Annotated in this window: 15 protein-coding genes and 1 pseudogene; 12 read left to right on the forward strand and 4 right to left on the reverse strand. The window is 38.2% G+C overall.

What is annotated here, in order from left to right:
* Window positions 1-21: 21 nt before the first annotated feature.
* The 3 genes from gltB to A6A20_RS04095 all read right to left on the reverse strand — a co-directional run bounded on the left by gltB (window position 22) and on the right by A6A20_RS04095 (window position 7,369).
* Window positions 22-4,485: a glutamate synthase large subunit gene (gene gltB / locus A6A20_RS04085; RefSeq protein ID WP_279572268.1), complete on the reverse strand. Its 4,464-nt coding sequence runs from the start codon at window positions 4,483-4,485 to the stop codon at window positions 22-24.
* A gap of 160 nt (window positions 4,486-4,645) precedes the next feature.
* Window positions 4,646-6,229, reverse strand: coding sequence for an asparagine synthase B (gene asnB / locus A6A20_RS04090; protein ID WP_279572269.1), 1,584 nt, complete (start codon window positions 6,227-6,229; stop codon window positions 4,646-4,648).
* A 768-nt stretch (window positions 6,230-6,997) separates the two neighbouring features.
* Complete coding sequence (locus A6A20_RS04095; RefSeq protein WP_279572270.1) at window positions 6,998-7,369, reverse strand: helix-turn-helix domain-containing protein; 372 nt, start codon at window positions 7,367-7,369, stop codon at window positions 6,998-7,000.
* A 131-nt stretch (window positions 7,370-7,500) separates the two neighbouring features.
* Here A6A20_RS04095 and A6A20_RS04100 point away from each other — a divergent pair, with 131 nt between their 5' ends.
* The 5 genes from A6A20_RS04100 (at window position 7,501) to A6A20_RS04120 (ending at window position 9,632) form a co-directional block, all read left to right on the forward strand.
* On the forward strand, window positions 7,501-8,148 hold the full coding sequence (locus A6A20_RS04100; protein ID WP_279572271.1) for a tetratricopeptide repeat protein: 648 nt from the start codon (window positions 7,501-7,503) through the stop codon (window positions 8,146-8,148).
* A 15-nt stretch (window positions 8,149-8,163) separates the two neighbouring features.
* Window positions 8,164-8,349 carry a hypothetical protein gene (locus A6A20_RS04105; protein WP_279572272.1) on the forward strand — a complete coding sequence of 62 codons (186 nt, stop codon included), beginning with the start codon at window positions 8,164-8,166 and terminating at the stop codon, window positions 8,347-8,349.
* 25 nt (window positions 8,350-8,374) lie between these two features.
* Entirely contained in the window at window positions 8,375-8,734 is a 360-nt protein-coding gene (locus tag A6A20_RS04110) for a DUF805 domain-containing protein (RefSeq protein ID WP_279572273.1), read from the forward strand.
* Between the two features lie 58 nt (window positions 8,735-8,792).
* Entirely contained in the window at window positions 8,793-9,194 is a 402-nt protein-coding gene (locus tag A6A20_RS04115; protein WP_279572274.1) for a DUF805 domain-containing protein, read from the forward strand.
* Window positions 9,195-9,395: 201 nt separating this feature from the next.
* Window positions 9,396-9,632 (forward strand): tetratricopeptide repeat protein, encoded by a 237-nt coding sequence (locus A6A20_RS04120; RefSeq protein WP_279572275.1) that lies wholly within the window; start codon window positions 9,396-9,398, stop codon window positions 9,630-9,632.
* A 103-nt stretch (window positions 9,633-9,735) separates the two neighbouring features.
* Here the strand turns inward: A6A20_RS04120 and A6A20_RS04125 are convergent, their stop codons facing one another.
* Window positions 9,736-10,116, reverse strand: coding sequence for a DUF805 domain-containing protein (locus A6A20_RS04125; protein WP_279572276.1), 381 nt, complete (start codon window positions 10,114-10,116; stop codon window positions 9,736-9,738).
* Between the two features lie 134 nt (window positions 10,117-10,250).
* On the opposite strand from A6A20_RS04125, the gene galE reads away from it, so the two are divergent.
* The 7 genes and pseudogenes from galE (at window position 10,251) to fhuB (ending at window position 17,978) form a co-directional block, all read left to right on the forward strand.
* Complete coding sequence (galE, locus tag A6A20_RS04130; protein ID WP_279572277.1) at window positions 10,251-11,270, forward strand: UDP-glucose 4-epimerase GalE; 1,020 nt, start codon at window positions 10,251-10,253, stop codon at window positions 11,268-11,270.
* Window positions 11,270-12,556: an AmpG family muropeptide MFS transporter gene (locus tag A6A20_RS04135; RefSeq protein ID WP_279572278.1), complete on the forward strand. Its 1,287-nt coding sequence runs from the start codon at window positions 11,270-11,272 to the stop codon at window positions 12,554-12,556. The genes galE and A6A20_RS04135 overlap by 1 nt, the downstream gene beginning before the upstream one ends.
* A 162-nt stretch (window positions 12,557-12,718) precedes the next feature.
* A complete protein-coding gene (adk, locus tag A6A20_RS04140; RefSeq protein ID WP_279572279.1) occupies window positions 12,719-13,366 on the forward strand; it encodes an adenylate kinase in 648 nt (215 codons plus the stop codon).
* 98 nt (window positions 13,367-13,464) lie between these two features.
* The gene (locus A6A20_RS04145; protein WP_279572280.1) at window positions 13,465-14,046 is read left to right on the forward strand and encodes a DNA glycosylase; all 582 of its coding nucleotides are present in this window, start codon (window positions 13,465-13,467) and stop codon (window positions 14,044-14,046) included.
* A gap of 340 nt (window positions 14,047-14,386) precedes the next feature.
* Window positions 14,387-14,866 (forward strand): annotated as a pseudogene (locus A6A20_RS12810) (ABC transporter ATP-binding protein); the annotation flags it as partial.
* Between the two features lie 257 nt (window positions 14,867-15,123).
* Window positions 15,124-16,011: an iron-siderophore ABC transporter substrate-binding protein gene (locus tag A6A20_RS04155; protein WP_279572282.1), complete on the forward strand. Its 888-nt coding sequence runs from the start codon at window positions 15,124-15,126 to the stop codon at window positions 16,009-16,011.
* The gene (fhuB, locus tag A6A20_RS04160) at window positions 16,005-17,978 is read left to right on the forward strand and encodes a Fe(3+)-hydroxamate ABC transporter permease FhuB (RefSeq protein WP_424585412.1); all 1,974 of its coding nucleotides are present in this window, start codon (window positions 16,005-16,007) and stop codon (window positions 17,976-17,978) included. Before A6A20_RS04155 ends, fhuB begins: the two co-directional genes overlap by 7 nt.
* Window positions 17,979-18,014 lie beyond the last annotated feature (36 nt).

Below are 18,014 nucleotides of genomic sequence, written 5' to 3' on the forward strand. Positions count from 1 at the left end.
TGATATTTAACTTAGTTAAGGTTATTGCGTAACCACGCGTAATTCTTCAATGCTACGGCGTTTATGACCGAGTAAGGCATTGACATCATTGGCTTTTGGTTTGACCAAAATAAAGCGGTCAATAAAGTTTTCCCAATCTGTGAGGATACGTTCGCCAATGGCACTATGGGTTAGCTCCACATGGCGTGAAATTAAACCGCGTAGATGTTCTTGGTGCATTGGTAATTCCCTTAGGGATAAACCTTCTACCAATTCAGGATTAATGCGTTGTGGGAAGTTGCCGTCTTCATTGAGGACATAGGCAAATCCACCTGTCATACCTGCACCAAAATTGATACCTGTTTTGCCTAAAATGGTCACGACACCGCCCGTCATATATTCACAGCCATTGTCGCCAATGCCCTCTACTACGGCACTTGCCCCTGAATTACGCACCGCAAAGCGTTCTCCTGCTCGCCCAGAAGCAAATAATTCGCCCTGCGTTGCGCCATATAAACAGGTGTTACCAATAATGGCAGCTTGTTCAGCTTTGAAAGCTACACCGTTATGCGGTTTGATCACAATGCGACCACCGCCCATACCTTTGCCCACATAATCGTTAGCATCGCCTGTGAGGGTAAGGTTCACGCCGCCAGCTAACCAGACACCAAAACTTTGCCCTGCTGTTCCCACTAAGTTAATATCAAAAACTTGAGTGCTGTTTCCTTTATTACCGTATTCTTTGGCAATCATACCTGATAAGGTTGCCCCTACCGAACGATCAAGGTTACTAATATCAAAATTCACTCGGATACTTTCGCCTTTGTTAAACGCCTCTTGTACTTCATTCACAATGGCTTTGTTTAACAAGCCTTGATCAAAAGGTGGATTGCTTTCTTGACAAAAACGTGCACTGCCGTCAGGCACTTTTGGCGAATACAATAATTTAGTTAAGTCTAACCCACGTTGTTTGGCGGTTTTTCCCTCAATAATTTCTAATAAGTCAGTACGTCCAATTAAATCAGTGAGCTTTTCTACCCCTAATTGTGCTAATAATTCACGCACATCTTGAGCGATAAATTTGAAATAATTCATCGCTTTTTCTACTGTACCATGGTAATGGTTATTGCGTAGGGTATCGTCTTGGGTGGCGATACCTGTGGCACAGTTATTTAAATGGCAAATACGCAGATAACGGCAACCTAATGCCACCATTGGACCTGTGCCAAAACCAAAACTTTCTGCCCCTAAAATGGCAGCTTTAATAATATCCAAACCTGTTTTTAAGCCACCGTCAACTTGTAAACGGACTTTATGGCGAAGATTATTTTCCACTAAGGCTTGTTGTGCCTCAGCCAATCCTAATTCCCAAGGTGAACCCGCATATTTAACGCTGGATAATGGGCTTGCCCCTGTACCGCCGTCATAACCTGCAATGGTAATTAAATCCGCATAGGCTTTGGCGACCCCTGTGGCAATGGTTCCTACCCCCGGCAAGGAAACTAATTTTACTGAGATTAACGCAGTTGGATTAATCTGTTTGAGATCAAAAATAAGCTGTGCCAAATCCTCAATAGAATAAATATCATGATGAGGTGGTGGCGAAATTAAGGTTGAGCCAGGTACAGCATAGCGTAATTGTGCGATATAAGGGGTAACTTTATCGCCAGGTAATTGTCCGCCCTCGCCGGGTTTTGCCCCTTGTGCCACTTTAATTTGAATCACATCCGCACTCATTAAATACGCCGCCGTAACCCCAAAACGTCCTGAGGCAACTTGTTTAATACGAGACACTTTTTCGGTGCCGTAACGTTTAGGATCTTCGCCGCCCTCACCTGAGTTAGAAAAACCACCTAAACGGTTCATCGCCGTAGCCAAAGCCTCGTGTGCTTCTGGACTTAATGCTCCAATGGACATTGCCGCACTATCAAAGCGTTTATACAGATTTTCCGCAGGCTCTACTTGCTCCAAAGCAATGGCTTGGCAATCCTCAGTTTTCAAGCGTAACATATCACGAAGAGTAGTAATCGGACGTTGATTAACGGCATCACGATATAATTTGTATTTTTCGTAATCGCCCGTATTCACCGCCGCTTGAATGGTATTTACTACCTCTGGATTATAGGCGTGATATTCTCCTTGTGGTTTAAATTTCAAATAACCACCAGCGTCAAGCCCTTGGCTAGCTCGCCATGCACGTTGGCGAGTTTGGCTAATTTGTTGATGTAAATCAGCAAAATTTGCTCCCTCGATCCGACTGCTGATCTTTGGAAAACATAATTGGGTAATTTCCTTACTCATTCCCACGAGTTCAAACAAATGAGCGCAACGGTAGGAAGAAATGGTAGAAATCCCCATTTTAGACATAATTTTGTATAGCCCTTTGTTGATACCATTGCGGAAATTCGCCAACACCTCTCGTAACGGCTTATTAATCGCACCCTTTTGCACCATATGTGCTAAACTTTCATAGGCTAAATAAGGATATACCGCCGTTGCACCTAAACCAATTAATACGGCAAAATGATGAGGATTGCGAGCCTCAGCGGTTTCCACAATAATATTGGCATCACAACGTAAATTAGCACTGACTAAGCGTTGTTGAATTGCGCCCACAAATAACGCAGACGGAATTGGCTGGCGCTCTTTGCTAATTTGACGATCAGAAATAATCAATAAAACAGCGCCATTTTTGACCGCACTTTCTGCTTGATCACAAAGCTGTACTAGGGCAGATTGTAAATCTTGCTCCGCCGAATAAGTGGCATCTAAGCGTTCGGCTTTATAATGTTGTTGCGGTAAGTTGAGTAGCTGTTGTAAATCAGAATAAAGTAAAATCGGCGATTTAAAATTCACCCGATGCGACATTCCCTCCGCCTCAAAGAACACACACATTTCTCGCCCAATACTGGTGTTAAGGCTCATTACATGGGCTTCACGCAATGGGTCAATGGGCGGATTGGTAACTTGGGCAAAATATTGACGGAAATAATCAAAAATCACTCGAGGGCGTTCGCTCAATACCGCAAATGGCGTATCATCACCCATTGAGCCAACAGCCTCTTGTCCGTTTTCGCCAAGTACACGAATAATGCCCTCTAATTCTTCGCTATCATATAAAAATTGCTTTTGATAAATCTTGAGCTGTTTACTATCAAGGCTAGCTTTGCCAATATCCTGTTCAGCAATTTGCTCAAACGGCATTAAACTTTTTACATTTTTATTAAGCCATTGGCGATAAGGGTGGCGATTTTTCACTTCTTCATCAATTTGATCAGAATGGAGCAGTTGCCCTTTACGGGTATCAATCACCAATAATTGCCCCGGTCCTACCCGCCCTTTTTCCACCACTTCATCAGGGGCATAATCCCAAATTCCCACTTCAGAGGCAATGGTAATTAAACGATCTTGGGTAATCACATAACGAGCAGGACGTAAACCGTTACGATCCAGATTACAAGCGGCATAACGTCCATCGGATAAGACGATCCCAGCTGGGCCGTCCCAAGGCTCCATATGCATTGAGTTGAAATCATAAAACGCCCGCAAATCATCGCTCATATCAGGATTATGCTGCCAAGCTGGCGGCACCAATAAACGCATGGCACGAAATAAATCCATACCGCCACAGACAAATAATTCCAACATATTATCCAAGGAAGCTGAATCCGAACCACTTTCATCAACAAAAGGGGCGGCGGTTTGTAAATCAGGGATTAACGGCGTACGGTATTTATAAGCCCTTGCTCTTGCCCAAGCTCGGTTGCCCGAAATAGTATTAATTTCCCCATTATGAGCAAGATAACGGAAAGGTTGTGCCAATCGCCAACGTGGTTGAGTATTGGTAGAAAAACGTTGGTGGAATAAACAAATGGCAGATTGCATACGCAAATCCGCTAAATCCAAATAGAATTTAGGCAGATCCTTTGGCATACACAAACCCTTATAAATAATGGTTTGGTTAGAAAAACTACAAATATAAAAATCAGGATCGCTAATGCGTTTCTCAATACGACGGCGAGCAATAAATAAACGGCGTTGTAAATCCTGCACACGCCAACCGCTCGGTGCATTAATAAATACTTGCTTAATCAAAGGCATATCTGCCAACGCAATCGCCCCTAATACCGAAGGATTGGTAGGCACATCACGCCAAGCGGCAATGCCTAAGGTTTCATTGGTTAATTCTTCATTGATAATGGCAATATAGGCTTGGGCTTTTTGTTCATCTTGTGGCAAAAATATTTGCCCAACGCCAAAGATTTTAGCTAAAGAAAATTGATTTTCTTGTGCAATGGTACGGAAAAAACTTTCGGGTAATTGCAAGGATAAGCCACAGCCATCGCCTGTTTTACCATCGGACAAAATTGCCCCACGGTGTTGCATTCTGGATAAACCTAAAATGGCATTACGCACAACCTTATGGCTTTGTACCCCATCAATATTGGCGATTAAACCAAATCCGCAGTTTTCTCGTGTCAGAGAAGGATCATATAACATCTGCATAGTTTAACTTCCTGTAAAAAGTAAAAGTCGTTGGTTTTATTGATTTGTTGTGTTCTGGTAGTTATACCTACCTTAGGGAGAGAGAGAAAAGTGCGGTCAAAATAGAGAGAGTTTTTTGACCACACCATATAGTCATATTAATTTGATAACTATGCTTTAATTATTTTCCACTATCCCCATAGTTACCCAATACTCTCGCACTTGGATCATCAACATTACAGCCTTCCCATTCTTTATTCGGCATCCAAAAGTCTTTAATCCAATGAGATTGTCCTGGGTAGAATTGCTCAAAAATATCACGATAGAGTAAAGATTCTTTGGTAAATGGCGTACCATGCGGATATTTTTGTTTCGCTTGTGCTAAATCTTGATCTGAATATTTGCTTTCCGCATAAGCCTTAAGATGATCCACCATAGAATGTCCCACCGCATCGCTAAATGCCGCTTTCTCACGATAAAGAATACTATCAGGCAAATAATCCAAGCCCTCAAAAGCACGGCGTAATAAATATTTTCCCTTGTTATATACGTTCATTTTACGTTCTGGATTAATGCTCATCGCATAATCCACAAAATCAGTATCACTAAACGGCACACGAGCCTCTAAAGAGTTTGCCGCTAAACAACGGTCAGCACGCAACACATCATACATATAAAGCTCACGAATACGTTTTTGTGCTTCTTGCTGGAATGCCATCGCACTTGGGGCAAAATCTGTGTATTTATAACCAAAAATTTCATCGCTCACTTCCCCCGTAAGCAATACTTTCAGATCGGTATTTTCACGAATATATTTACACACCAAATACATACCCATACTGGCACGAATCGTGGTAATATCCCAAGTTTCCAAATGCCAAATGACTTTTTCTAGGCTTGATAACACCTCATCTTTAGTCATAATCACTTCGGTATGTTCCGTCCCCAAATAATCCGCTACTTCCTTCGCATATTTCAAATCAATAGGATCGGTATCCATACCCACCGCAAAGGTTTTAATCGGCTTATCAGAATGACGTTGAGCAATGGCACAAACTAAAGATGAATCCAAACCGCCACTGAGTAAAAAACCTAATGGCGCATCAGAATTTAAACGTTTTAGCACCGCTGCCTCTAATTTCTCACGCAAGTTAATGGCAATCGTATCCACATCTTGTTCCACAATACGTTTCGGATCCGCCAAATCGTTATAACACACAAATTGCCCTTGAGCATAATAATGTCCCGGTGGGAAAGGCTGCACATCACGACAAAACGGCACTAAACCTTTCGCCTCAGAAGCAAAAGCAATACCACCAGTTTGCTTATCATAACCATAAAACATTGGACGAATCCCCATAGGATCACGCCCCGCCATAATATCGCCGCTTTGGCTATCCCATAAAACAATAGCAAATTCCCCATCAAGCATTTTCATCATCATCTCAATGCCTAAACGCTGATACAAAGGGATCAAAACCTCACAATCGCTACCAGAGTGAAATTGATAGCCACTGGCTAACATAGTTTTTAACTGTGGATAATTATAAATCTCGCCATTACATAACAAACGAACACCTTCATGCTCAAAAGGCTGGTTACCATTGTTGCTTAAATCCATAATAGATAAACGATGAAAGCCCCAAATACCACTTTGATCCGACACTAAACGTTGATGATCCGGTCCACGATGAAACAATGCATCGTAACCACGCTTAAACTGTTCTGAGGTTTCGCTTGAAGACGAAAAAATAAATCCACACATAAATACATTTCCTTTATTATTTAATTCTTTTGCCAGCCTCTCGCTATGCTTTGGCTATATACCATAATAATAGCAAGGGAGCTTATTGTTTATTGGCTTACTTATCCACCTATCAGGAATCGCAAGCTATCTGGGTGAATAATTTAAACGAAAAATATTGAATTGCCAATAAAAATAAATTAAATTTAACAAAAAATCTAATTAAATTAGTTTTTATTTAATTATTTCTCGATTTATTGTGATTTTGTTTGATTTGTTTGGGTTGTTAATAAGATTTATTGAATATAGTCAATTAAAATAAGGTTATACCTATTTTGAATTGAAGTGCGGTGTTTTTTTGCGATTTTTTGTTGTCTAGAGGACTGAGAACGGAAAACATCACAATCGTTAAAATCCTATTGATGAAATATTAAACAACCCTGTTTTCTGTTATTATTCTCTGTATTCTGCACTTTCAAACAAAATGGTGTACCTATTCTCATATTCAACATTAGAACATATTTTGTTTTTTAATTAATATATCCTTGATCTATGCTCTAGACTATCTATTAGGCGATTTTTTACACAAAATGTGGTCTATTTTTCATTTATAAGCCTTCCTACTTTAAAATAATACGGCGTTAACACGCCTTGTCCTATCCGTTGTACTGTTTTTGGCATACAGCCCCATCTTATTTTAACTTGAAACGACTGTATTAAAGAATAACCCTCCTCTTTCAGATCTTCGCCAAAGCGGTTTACACCTCTTATACCGTCAAAGAGTAAAGGTTATTTTCTGAAATTTTGCATTATTTGAATAATCAGCTTTTTTTGTGGATCAGATAAATTTAGGAATAAACTAAGCAATTTCTTGTCTAAAGAGGATAAAAGTGATGTTGAGCTTTTTGAATCATCAATACCGTATTTTAACCATTGCTCCGATACATTAAGCCATTTAGATAAAGTAACTATCTTATTAGCAGAAGGCACTGACAAGCCGTTTAACCATTTATGTACGGCTTGTTGAGTAACGGGTTCTTCAGGGTGGCGTAAATTAAACCTTGTTGCTATATCACTGGTTTTTAAATGAGCTAAGTTTGCCATTTTCAGTGCTAATCGCAATCTGACCCCAAAATCTTCTTTTTCAGGACTAATATTCATAGTGGGCATTATGCTTGCATTTAAGATGAAAATGTAAACTTTATGGTTTTTATAAACCAAATGGTTTTCAATAGTTTTTTTACGGTAGAATATTTGCTTATGTAAAGCTAATGAATGATAAAGTCAGGTAAATGAAAAAATCAGTTATCACTCTCAGTATAATTTTTTTAGTAACAGCTTGTAGTTCTAACACTGAACTTGCATTCCAATATTATAAAGAGAAAAACTATCCTAAGGCTTTTAACTATTATGTTAAAGCAGCTGAAACAGAGCCTAATTCTCATAATCACATTAATTTGGGCTACTTTTATCAAAATGGATTAGGTACTGAGAAAAATATTGAATTAGCAGAATATTGGTATAAACAAGCAATACGAAAATATAATGCCAATCTCGCTAGAATAAATTTAGGTTGGCTCTATATTCAAGATAAATCGCCACGTGACTGCTCAACAGGATTAAATTATCTATTTAACTCTATTAATCCAAATACGCAATATATTTTAGATGATTTAAAAGATTATTTTGGCTTTAATGGTTTCTACCCTTTAAAACCTACAAATCTGCCTTTTGGTAATATGACACAAGGAGAACAACTTGCTTATGCTGGTATTTTAATGGGAAAAGTGGGGTTAGGATCTTTTCAAGATATTCAATATCTCACTAGTCAATATGCTACTCAGAACCATGCTAATGCCATAGAAAATCAATATATAGAACAGCAGAATCAAAAAATTTATCAACATTTATTAACCCAATGTCAAAATAAAGTTTGGTAATTTCAAGGAGATATTATGGCTATTTATATTGTTACCAGTATTTTAATATCATTTTTTCTACATAAATATTTGTTTGTTGGAATAACCTCAGGCTGGATTGCTTATGGTATTGCTAATCTGTTTATTCCTGAATGGGCTGCAGCCATTGGAATAATAATAGGAATTATAGCTTCAATTCCACCACATTCATCTAATAATTAAATATCCACTTAAATAAGGAATAAATATGAAAATCGGAAGAATGAGACGTTTAGATTATGGTCTTTGGTATATTGGGTTATTTGTTTTTGATTTATTTCTATGGGTATTTTTTACAGCATTAGAAAAGTATATTGATAATTCACTTTATGAACTTGATTTATTTCAATCATTCATTATTTTTGGCTGGAGCATCATTATTTTGATTATTTATACATTAATGAGATTTTATTTTATTATTGCCAGATTTCATGATCTTGGTAAAAGTGGTTATTACAGCCTATGGACAATTATTCCCATTGCTGGTTGTATTATTAGTTTTATTCTCCTTTTTCTTAAAGGAGAAGTTGGTGATAATCAATATGGCAAAGATCCAAAGTCAAAGTAGAGAAAATTGTTAATAAATAACTACTTTCACTTATACTAATTTAAATAAGGAATAATATATGAAAATCGGAAGAATGAGACGCTTAGATTATGGTATTTACTATATTAGTTCATGTTTTTTTAGTTCTATGATATGGATTTTTTTATTAAGTTTAATAAGAAATATTGATTATTTATATTATGAATATTATGCTTGTCAATTACTTATTATTTTTATAACTGCTATAATTCTTCTCATTTTTTATACTGTACCTAGATTTTATTGTATTATTGCTCGCCTACATGATCTTGGTAAAAGTGGTTATTATAGCCTATGGACACTCCTTCCCTTTGTTAGCTTTATTCTTATTTTTCTTAAAGGGGAAGATAGGGATAATCAATATGGCGAAGATCCAAAATCAAAAGGAAAGAAATTGTTAATGAATAATCTATATGACACCAATTTAGATGAAAAACAATAAAAAAACATTATAGATTACTAATATAAAGAGGTATTTAATGAAAAAAGTAAAATTCTATTAATTAATATTATAAAACGCTTTAATTTCTTAATATTTATTCTTATCAGCTTTTTGGGACTAATCAGTTTACCCATTCAAGCAAATGATATAAAACAGCTACAACAACAAGCTAATCAATGAGATCTAAATGCCCAAACTAATTTGGGGCTAATATATGCTAATGGACAAGGAGTAAGACAAGATTATTTTAAAGCCGTAGAATGGTATAATAAAGCGGCTGAACAAGGTCATGCCACAGCACAAAATAATTTAGGTATCATGTATCAATATGGAAAGGGAGTTCGCCAAAACCTTTCTGAAGCAAAAGAATGGTTTGGTAAAGCTTGTGATAATGGTTTACAACAAGGTTGTGATTTGTATAGAGAATTGAATTATTGATAACCATTAATTAGGGCTAAAATAGATTAGCCCTAAAACAAACATTATCTCAAGCATTATGAAAAAGATTTTTCTTTAATACTTTAATTAATCTTAACTTTTATTACATTAAAGAATGACTATTCCCTTTCGGATCTTCGCCAAAGCGGTTTGTTCCTCTTGTGCCGTCAAAGAGCATAAAGACAAATAAGACGATTGCACCGATAATAGGAATAAAAGCAATTAAAATCCACCAGCCTGAACGATCGGTGTCGTGTAACCGTCTTACGGTTACAGCAATACTTGGTAATAATACAGCTAATACATATAAACCACCTAAAAATCCAACACCAAGCTCAGGATTATAAGTCCCCGTCATACCATCAACAATACTTAAAATAAAAGAAATGATCAGATTAAATAAGCAAAAAAACCAATATTCCTTGCGTCTTGCTCGCCCTGTAAATGTAGCATATTGTTTTAATACACTGATATACCAATTCATAATGTCCTCCATTTTGCAGTTAAGATAAGTTATTTATAGCACAAATTAGCATAAAGAGAATGAATTTTTACTTTCTTTTCTAACAGATAATGCGATAATTTAGGCTAATTTTGGGTATAAAGAGGAATTCAATTATGGCAATTTTAGTCACAGGCGGTGCGGGTTATATTGGCTCTCATACACTCGTTGAATTATTAAACGCAGGCAAACAGGTGGTAGTATTAGATAATTTGGTTAATTCGTCAGCGAAATCTTTAGAGCGTGTTGAGCAAATTACGGGCAAATCTGTCAATTTTTATCAAGGCGATGTGTTAGATCGTGAGTTATTACAACAAATTTTCCAACAACATTCTATTGATTCGGTAATTCATTTTGCAGGGTTAAAAGCGGTTGGTGAATCGGTGCAGAAGCCGATTGAATATTATATGAACAATGTAACAGGCTCGTTAGTCCTGATTGATGAAATGCGTAAAGCGGGTGTGTGGAATTTTGTGTTTAGTTCTTCCGCAACCGTATATGGCGATCCTGAGATTATTCCAATTACAGAAGATTGCTCTGTGGGGGGAACAACCAACCCTTATGGTACCTCAAAATTTATGGTGGAAAAAACCTTGATTGATGTTGCCAAAGCTATTCCACAATTTAGCTTAACTATCTTGCGTTATTTTAATCCCGTGGGCGCGCATTCAAGCGGTTTAATTGGCGAAGATCCTAATGGTATTCCCAATAATTTATTGCCTTATATTAGCCAAGTTGCTATTGGTAAACTTCCGAAACTGTCTATTTTTGGCAATGATTATGATACTGCAGACGGCACAGGCGTGCGTGATTATATTCATGTGGTAGATTTAGCTATTGGTCATCTTAAAGCCCTTGAGCGTCATTATAATGATGCAGGTTTACACATTTATAATCTCGGTACAGGGCAAGGTTATTCGGTATTAGATATGGTAAACGCCTTTGAGCAAGCCAATCAAATCCAAATTCCTTACCAATTCGCCCCTCGCCGAGCAGGCGATATTGCCACTTGTTACTCTGATCCTACCTTAGCTAAACAGCAATTAGGCTGGGTTGCCGAACGAGATTTAACCACCATGATGAAAGACACTTGGCATTGGCAAAAAAATAATCCACAAGGTTATAAAGACGAATAATGATATCCCGTTCACCTTCCCTCATTAGCCAGATCTTTAGCCGTAATATGCTTATTTGTGTATTTACTGGCTTTAGTTCTGGTTTACCCCTTTATATTTTAGTTTCCTTAATTCCTGTTTGGCTACGCAGCCAACAAATTGCTCTAGAAACCATTGGCTTACTTACCTTAACGAGCTTGCCCTATACTTGGAAATTCTTATGGTCACCATTTCTTGATCGTTTTAGTTTACCCCTTGGGCGGCGGCGTGGTTGGATATTGCTTTCCCAACTGGGCTTAATTATATCGCTTGCCAGTTTCGGATTATTGCAACCAACACAAACGGAGCATTTAACCTTAGTGGCTATACTTGCTACCTTAACCGCATTTTTATCCGCAACGCAAGATATTGTACTTGATGCTTATCGGCGAGAAATTTTAACCGATAATGAATTAGGGCTAGGTAATTCAATCCACGTTAATGCCTATCGTATCTCTGGGCTGATTCCCGGTTCTTTATCCTTGATTTTATCCGATCATTTGCCTTGGCATACAGTGTTTATCATTACCGCATTGTTTATGCTACCTGGTATTTTTATGACCTTATGCCTTGCTAAAGAACCTCAAGTGGCTTTGCGTCCTAACCGTACCTTACGCGAAACCGTACTTGAACCCTTTCAAGAGTTTTTTAGTCGCAAAGGAATTATGCCTGCATTGGGTATTCTCGCCTTTATTTTTCTGTATAAATTAGGCGATAGTATGGCAACTGCATTGATTTCGCCATTTTATTTAGATATGGGCTTTAGCAAGACCGATATTGGCATTGTGGTAAAAAATGCCTCACTATGGCCCATGATTTTAGCAGGGATTTTAGGGGGCATTATTATGCTCAAAATTGGCATTAATAAAGCCCTATGGTTATTTGGTTTAGTGCAAATTGTTACAATCTTAGGTTTTGCTTGGCTGGCAAGCCATGGACGTTTTGAGCAAATCAATAGCTATGCCCTTATTTCTTTAACCCTTGTGGTGGCTGCGGAATATATTGGTATAGGATTAGGCACTGCCGCCTTTGTGGCATTTATGGCAAGAGAAACCAACCCTATTCATACCGCTACACAATTAGCGTTATTTACCAGTTTAGCGGCATTACCTCGCTCTCTATTTAATTCTCAAGCAGGGGTTTTAATTGATTATTTCGGCTATTATCATTATTTCTGGTTCTGCTTTTGGCTCGCTGTGCCGGGTATGCTCTGTTTAATTTGGGTTGCCCCTTGGCGAGAGAAGCAAAACAAACCCCAGCAAAATTAAGCTATAAGTGATTAAAGTGCGGTCAAATTTTAACAAGTTTTTAGAATATCTTGAGTTTTATTAGGAATATAGGTATTTTATAACGGTTTTTAAGACAATCAGGTAAATTACCTCGGTAATTTTCCACAAAATCCATAAAGCGATTTTAACAAAGAGGTTAATATGAAAATCATTTTATTAGGTGCACCCGGAGCAGGCAAAGGCACACAAGCACAATTTATTATGAATAAATTTAATATCCCACAAATTTCTACTGGGGATATGTTACGTGCCGCAATCAAATCAAGCTCAGAACTCGGACAACAAGCAAAAACCTTAATGGACGCAGGACAATTAGTGCCTGATGAACTTATTATTGCCTTAGTGAAAGAACGTGTTGCTCAAGCTGATTGTGCTGATGGCTTTTTATTAGACGGCTTCCCTCGCACCATTCCACAAGCAGATGCCCTAAAAAATACTGGCATCGCCATTGATTATGTGCTTGAGTTTGATGTGCCTGATGATGTCATTGTGGAACGAATGAGCGGTCGTCGCGTACACCAACCTTCTGGGCGTTCTTATCATATTATTTATAATCCACCAAAAGTGGAAGGGAAAGATGATATAACTGGTGAAGAACTCATTATTCGTGCCGATGATAAACCAGAAACTGTGTTAGACCGCTTAAAAGTTTATCACTCCACCACCAAACCACTAATTGATTATTATCAAGCAGAGGCAAAAGCAGGTCATACCCAATATTTTCGTTTAGATGGCACTCAAAAAGTAGAACAAGTCAGTGCAGAATTAGACAGCATCTTAACGAAATAATCTATCATTCTAAATAATGTACAAATTCGGTACGACTATAAAAGGGCAAATCGCCCTTTTATAGTCATCTTATTTTAAATTAAAACGACTATACTCTTATGCTTATTGAAACCCACCCTTTCCCACCTGTTTTACCCCCAAAGGCAACAGTAATGATGATGGGAACCTTTCCGCCCAAAGAAGAAAAACGTTGTATGGAATTCCATTACCCGAATTTTCAAAATGATATGTGGCGAATTTATGGATTAGTGTTTTTTAATGATCCTCATTATTTTCAAGTCAATAATGAAAAACGCTTTGATCCTAATAAAATTAAAGATTTTTTCTATCAAAAAGGCATCGCAACCTGCCCAACCGTAATGAAAGCTATTCGTGAACAAGATAATGCCTCAGACAAATTTCTCAAAATTGTTGAACCTGTAAACTTAACGCATATCCTTGAACAACTTCCTGATTGCCAATGGATTTTTACCACTGGCGGTAAAGCCACAGAAATTCTTCTCAGCTTATTACCTGAAAAAATTAAAGCCCCTAAAACCAATCAATATATTGATTTCCCCTTTCAACATCGCTCATTAAAACTCTACCGCCTACCCTCTACCTCAAGAGCCTATCCACTGAGTTTAGAGAAAAAAGCTCAAGCCTATAAAACTTTTTTTGAGCTAGCAGGGGTTTTATAGTTGTTCCTCTTTAAAAGAAATAAAAAATAGATAGCTAATTAATCATTAGCTATCTATTTAAAACTTATTCAACCTACCTTTTATCATCGTTTCTCGTTAAATAAGACAAAAATAAGAAATAACAATGCAAAAATAATCTCAAAACTTACCGCTCTTTAGTTTTTTACTATTTAAAAACTAACAAAAATGTCTTGAATTACATTTTTCAACAAACATAGAAATCAAATTGAAATTATTTTTATTTACAGTTAAAATCTTGCCGATTTTTTCCACAGCATAAATGTCAGCAAGAATAAAATAAGGAGAGGAAATTGTGTTTCAATTAAAACAAGTGTCATTTGTGATCCCGCAACGTACCTTGTTATATCCTCTTAATTTGAATTTTAGTGCTGGCAAGGTGTATGGCTTAATTGGGCATAATGGTTCAGGGAAATCTACCTTAATTAAATTAATGGCTCGTCAACAAAAAATCAGTGGTGGGCAGATTTTGCTTAATAAACAGGATATTTCCTCTTGGGGAAGTCGTGATTTTGCGAAACAAGTGGCTTATTTACCGCAACATTTACCTACTTCAACACAATTAACGGCGCGTGAATTGATTGCTATGGGACGTTATGCGTGGAATGGTTTATTAGGGCGTCAAACTGAAACGGATCAGCAGGCGATTGAACGGGCAATGCAACTGACCCATACTTGTCAATTTGCTGAACAATTTATTGATACTCTATCAGGTGGCGAACGCTCTCGCATTTGGTTAGCCATGTTATTAGCTCAGCAAAGCCAATTTTTATTGCTTGATGAACCCTTAGCCCCTTTGGATATTGCTCATCAAGTGGAAGTTATGCAGTTAATTCGTCAATTAAGCCGAGAATTGGGCTTAGGAGTAGTGATTGTTATTCATGATATTAACCTTGCCAGCTATTTTTGCGATGAATTAATTGCCTTGCATAGTGGGCGTTTGTTAATGCAAGGTACGCCGCAACAAATGATTACTCAGCCTAATTTACAAGCGATTTATGGTATTCAACTTAATGTAATGCCTCACCCTAATACCACTTGTCCAGTGAGCTTTTACTAATGAAAAAAATTTTGTTTATTTTCACCGCACTTTACTGTTGCTTTTTCGCTGTTTTGGCACAGGCTCAAACGGGAACTGCTCGCTATGCAAGCCTTGATTGGACAGTGGCAGAAACTTTGTTAGCCCTAGGGGTTGAGCCTGTGGCGATTGGCGATGTTGAGGCGTATGAAAAATGGGTGGCAAAGCCTAGTTTACCGCCACAGATTATTGATTTAGGGCTTCGTCATCAACCTAATCTTGAACAAGTGGCTTGGTTAGCCAAGCAAGATAGCCAAAGACCGCTTATTTTTATTAATACCCCTTTTTATGCTATGGCAAGTGCAATGCTCAAGCCCTTTGCTCAAGTAGAAATGGTGGATTTTTATCAAGCGGGCAATGCTTGGCAAAATATTGTTACTGCCACTCAACAAGTAGCAAATTTAGTAGGGCGAGCGGATTATGCGGAGAAATTATTGGCAAATTTTGATAAACAGATTGCACAGTTATTGCCACAGGCTCAGCCTTTTATCTCACGTCCTATTGCTTTAGTGCAATTTATTGATACTCGCCACTTACGCATTTATGCGGAAAATAGTTTACTTGGCGCGGTGTTAAACCAGCTGGGTTTCCGCAATGCTTGGCAAGGGGAACATAACTTGTGGGGATTTGCCACCATTAATATTACCCAATTAAGCCAATTACCCCAAAATGTGCGACTGGTGGTAATTAAACCTTATCCTGCCAATGTGGTGCAAGCCCTTAGCCATAATAGTTTATGGCAACATTTAAAGCTCAATGAAAACACCTTAGTTTTGCCTGCCATTTGGACCTTTGGCGGTATTCCCTCGGCACAGCGTTTTGCCCAAACCTTGGTGCAGGCATTACAAACAGGAGGGGAACCTTGGTAAAAATAAACACAAAACCCACCGCACTTTTCTTTGTGGGCCTATGCTTATTATTTTTTGTGTTAGCGATAATGTTGTTAAGCCAGCAATTACCCGCTCACTTTAATCTAACGGATTTATTCCGTCAGTCCGCAGATCTTGAGGTATTGTTATTGCAAAACTATAGCCTACCTCGTATTGTTATGGCGTTATTAGCGGGCGGGACATTAGGTTTAGCAAGCCTTTTATTACAACAAATTATGGCAAATAATTTGGTATCCGATAGCACCATTGGGATCAGCAGTGGCGCTCAGTTTGCCTTATTTTTAGCCACCATTTTATTTCCTGCCAGTTTACATTATGGGGCAAGCCTAATCGCTTTAGGCGGTGCGGTGGTGAGTTTGTTATTAGTATTTTGTTTAGCTTGGCGTAAAACCATGTCGCCCTTATTGCTAATCTTGGCAGGCTTAGTGGTAAATTTATATTTTGGTGCGTTTTCATCACTGATGATGTTATTTTATCCCGAAGAATCGCGAGGCTTAGCATTATGGGGAGCAGGTTCATTGGTGCAAGAGTCTTGGCACGATAGTCAATGGCTTATTTGGCAAATTTGCCCAATGTTATTGATTATTGCCCTATTAATACGCCCACTCACTATTTTAAGTTTAAATGAAAGCAATGCCGTCAGCTTAGGTGTCCCTGTGGCTCGCTTGCGTTTTATTGGGATTGCAGTAGCAAGTTATTTGATCGCTTGTGTGGTCAGTGCGGTTGGTATGTTAGGTTTTATTGGTTTAGTCGCCACCACATTGGTGCGTCAATTAGGGGTGCGTAGCCTAAAATATCAGCTTATTTTGGCATTTTATTGTGGCGGATTATTACTGGCAATAACAGATTTATTGTTGCAATTATTGGCATTATGGCGAGGTATTCATTTACCCACAGGGGCAGTAACCGCGTTATTAGGTACACCTTTATTATTATGGTTAATGTTCCGCACCTTACCGAAAGCCACAGGATTGAATGAAACTGCCACCACAAAACAAATTAAATTTAGACCGCACTTTATAGGCATTGCCTTGTTGCTTTTGTTTGCAGTTATTTTTGTGGCGTTAAATTTTGGGCGTAGCGGACAGGGTTGGCATTGGCTAAATCAAGATAACTTACAAGATATTGTTATAGCATTACGCTATCCCCGTTTATTAATGGCATTAGCCGTAGGGATTTTATTAGCCACCGCAGGGGTCTTACTACAACGGCTTACCCTAAATCCTATGGCAAGCCCTGAATTACTGGGCATATCCTCAGGCACCAGTATGGGCATTTTGCTGTTGTTATTTTTCTTTTCTAGCCAAAGCCCCGTATTCTTTTGGTTAGCAGGGATTATCGGGGCATTACTGGCGTTATCCTTATTATTACTGATTAATCAAGCCAATGGTATGTTGCCAGAAAAAGTGCTACTCACAGGGATTTCCTTGTCAGCATTATTTGATACCTTACAACGATTAGCCATTGCCAGTGGCGATCCGAGAGCCATTTTATTACTTAACTGGACTTCAGGCTCAATTCAACCGGTAGAAAGCCACTTCGCTTGGGGCTTTTTATTGATTAGCTTGGCGTTATTTAGCATAAGTTTGTTATTTAGCCGTTGGTTAGAAATTTTAGGCTTACAAGCCCCTATGGCACAAGCCTTGGGCTTGAATTTACGCCAAGTGCGGTGGATTTTAATTTTATTTTCCGCTTTGCTTACAGCTATTGCCACCTTGATTATCGGCCCTCTGAGCTTTATTGGTTTATTAGTACCCCATTTAGCCCGTTTAGTGGTGGCGCGGGTTTATCAACAGCTTATTGTGGCTGCTTTATTGGGTGGCATTATTATGATTATGGCAGATTGGCTAGGACGTCAGCTACTTTTCCCTTATGAAATTCCTGCGGGATTGGTCGCCACCTTACTTGGCGGTAGCTATTTTTTAGTGATGATGCGTAAAGTGTAATATATAGCCGTTACATAGTGGTTTTAATTTAAAATA

Origin of the sequence: Volucribacter amazonae (genome assembly GCF_029783845.1) — a bacterium.
In the GTDB taxonomy this organism is placed as follows: Bacteria; Pseudomonadota; Gammaproteobacteria; order Enterobacterales; family Pasteurellaceae; genus Volucribacter; species Volucribacter amazonae.

Coding starts and splice junctions, on each gene's coding strand:
- A6A20_RS04145 (WP_279572280.1), top strand. CDS start 13,465: ATGCTTATTGAAACCCACCCTTTCCCACCTGTTTTACCCCCAAAGGCA.
- A6A20_RS04125 (WP_279572276.1), bottom strand. CDS start 10,116: ATGAATTGGTATATCAGTGTATTAAAACAATATGCTACATTTACAGGG.
- adk (WP_279572279.1), top strand. CDS start 12,719: ATGAAAATCATTTTATTAGGTGCACCCGGAGCAGGCAAAGGCACACAA.
- A6A20_RS04095 (WP_279572270.1), bottom strand. CDS start 7,369: ATGAATATTAGTCCTGAAAAAGAAGATTTTGGGGTCAGATTGCGATTA.
- asnB (WP_279572269.1), bottom strand. CDS start 6,229: ATGTGTGGATTTATTTTTTCGTCTTCAAGCGAAACCTCAGAACAGTTT.
- A6A20_RS04110 (WP_279572273.1), top strand. CDS start 8,375: ATGAAAATCGGAAGAATGAGACGTTTAGATTATGGTCTTTGGTATATT.
- A6A20_RS04115 (WP_279572274.1), top strand. CDS start 8,793: ATGAAAATCGGAAGAATGAGACGCTTAGATTATGGTATTTACTATATT.
- galE (WP_279572277.1), top strand. CDS start 10,251: ATGGCAATTTTAGTCACAGGCGGTGCGGGTTATATTGGCTCTCATACA.
- A6A20_RS04100 (WP_279572271.1), top strand. CDS start 7,501: ATGAAAAAATCAGTTATCACTCTCAGTATAATTTTTTTAGTAACAGCT.
- A6A20_RS04155 (WP_279572282.1), top strand. CDS start 15,124: ATGAAAAAAATTTTGTTTATTTTCACCGCACTTTACTGTTGCTTTTTC.
- A6A20_RS04135 (WP_279572278.1), top strand. CDS start 11,270: ATGATATCCCGTTCACCTTCCCTCATTAGCCAGATCTTTAGCCGTAAT.
- gltB (WP_279572268.1), bottom strand. CDS start 4,485: ATGCAGATGTTATATGATCCTTCTCTGACACGAGAAAACTGCGGATTT.
- A6A20_RS04105 (WP_279572272.1), top strand. CDS start 8,164: ATGGCTATTTATATTGTTACCAGTATTTTAATATCATTTTTTCTACAT.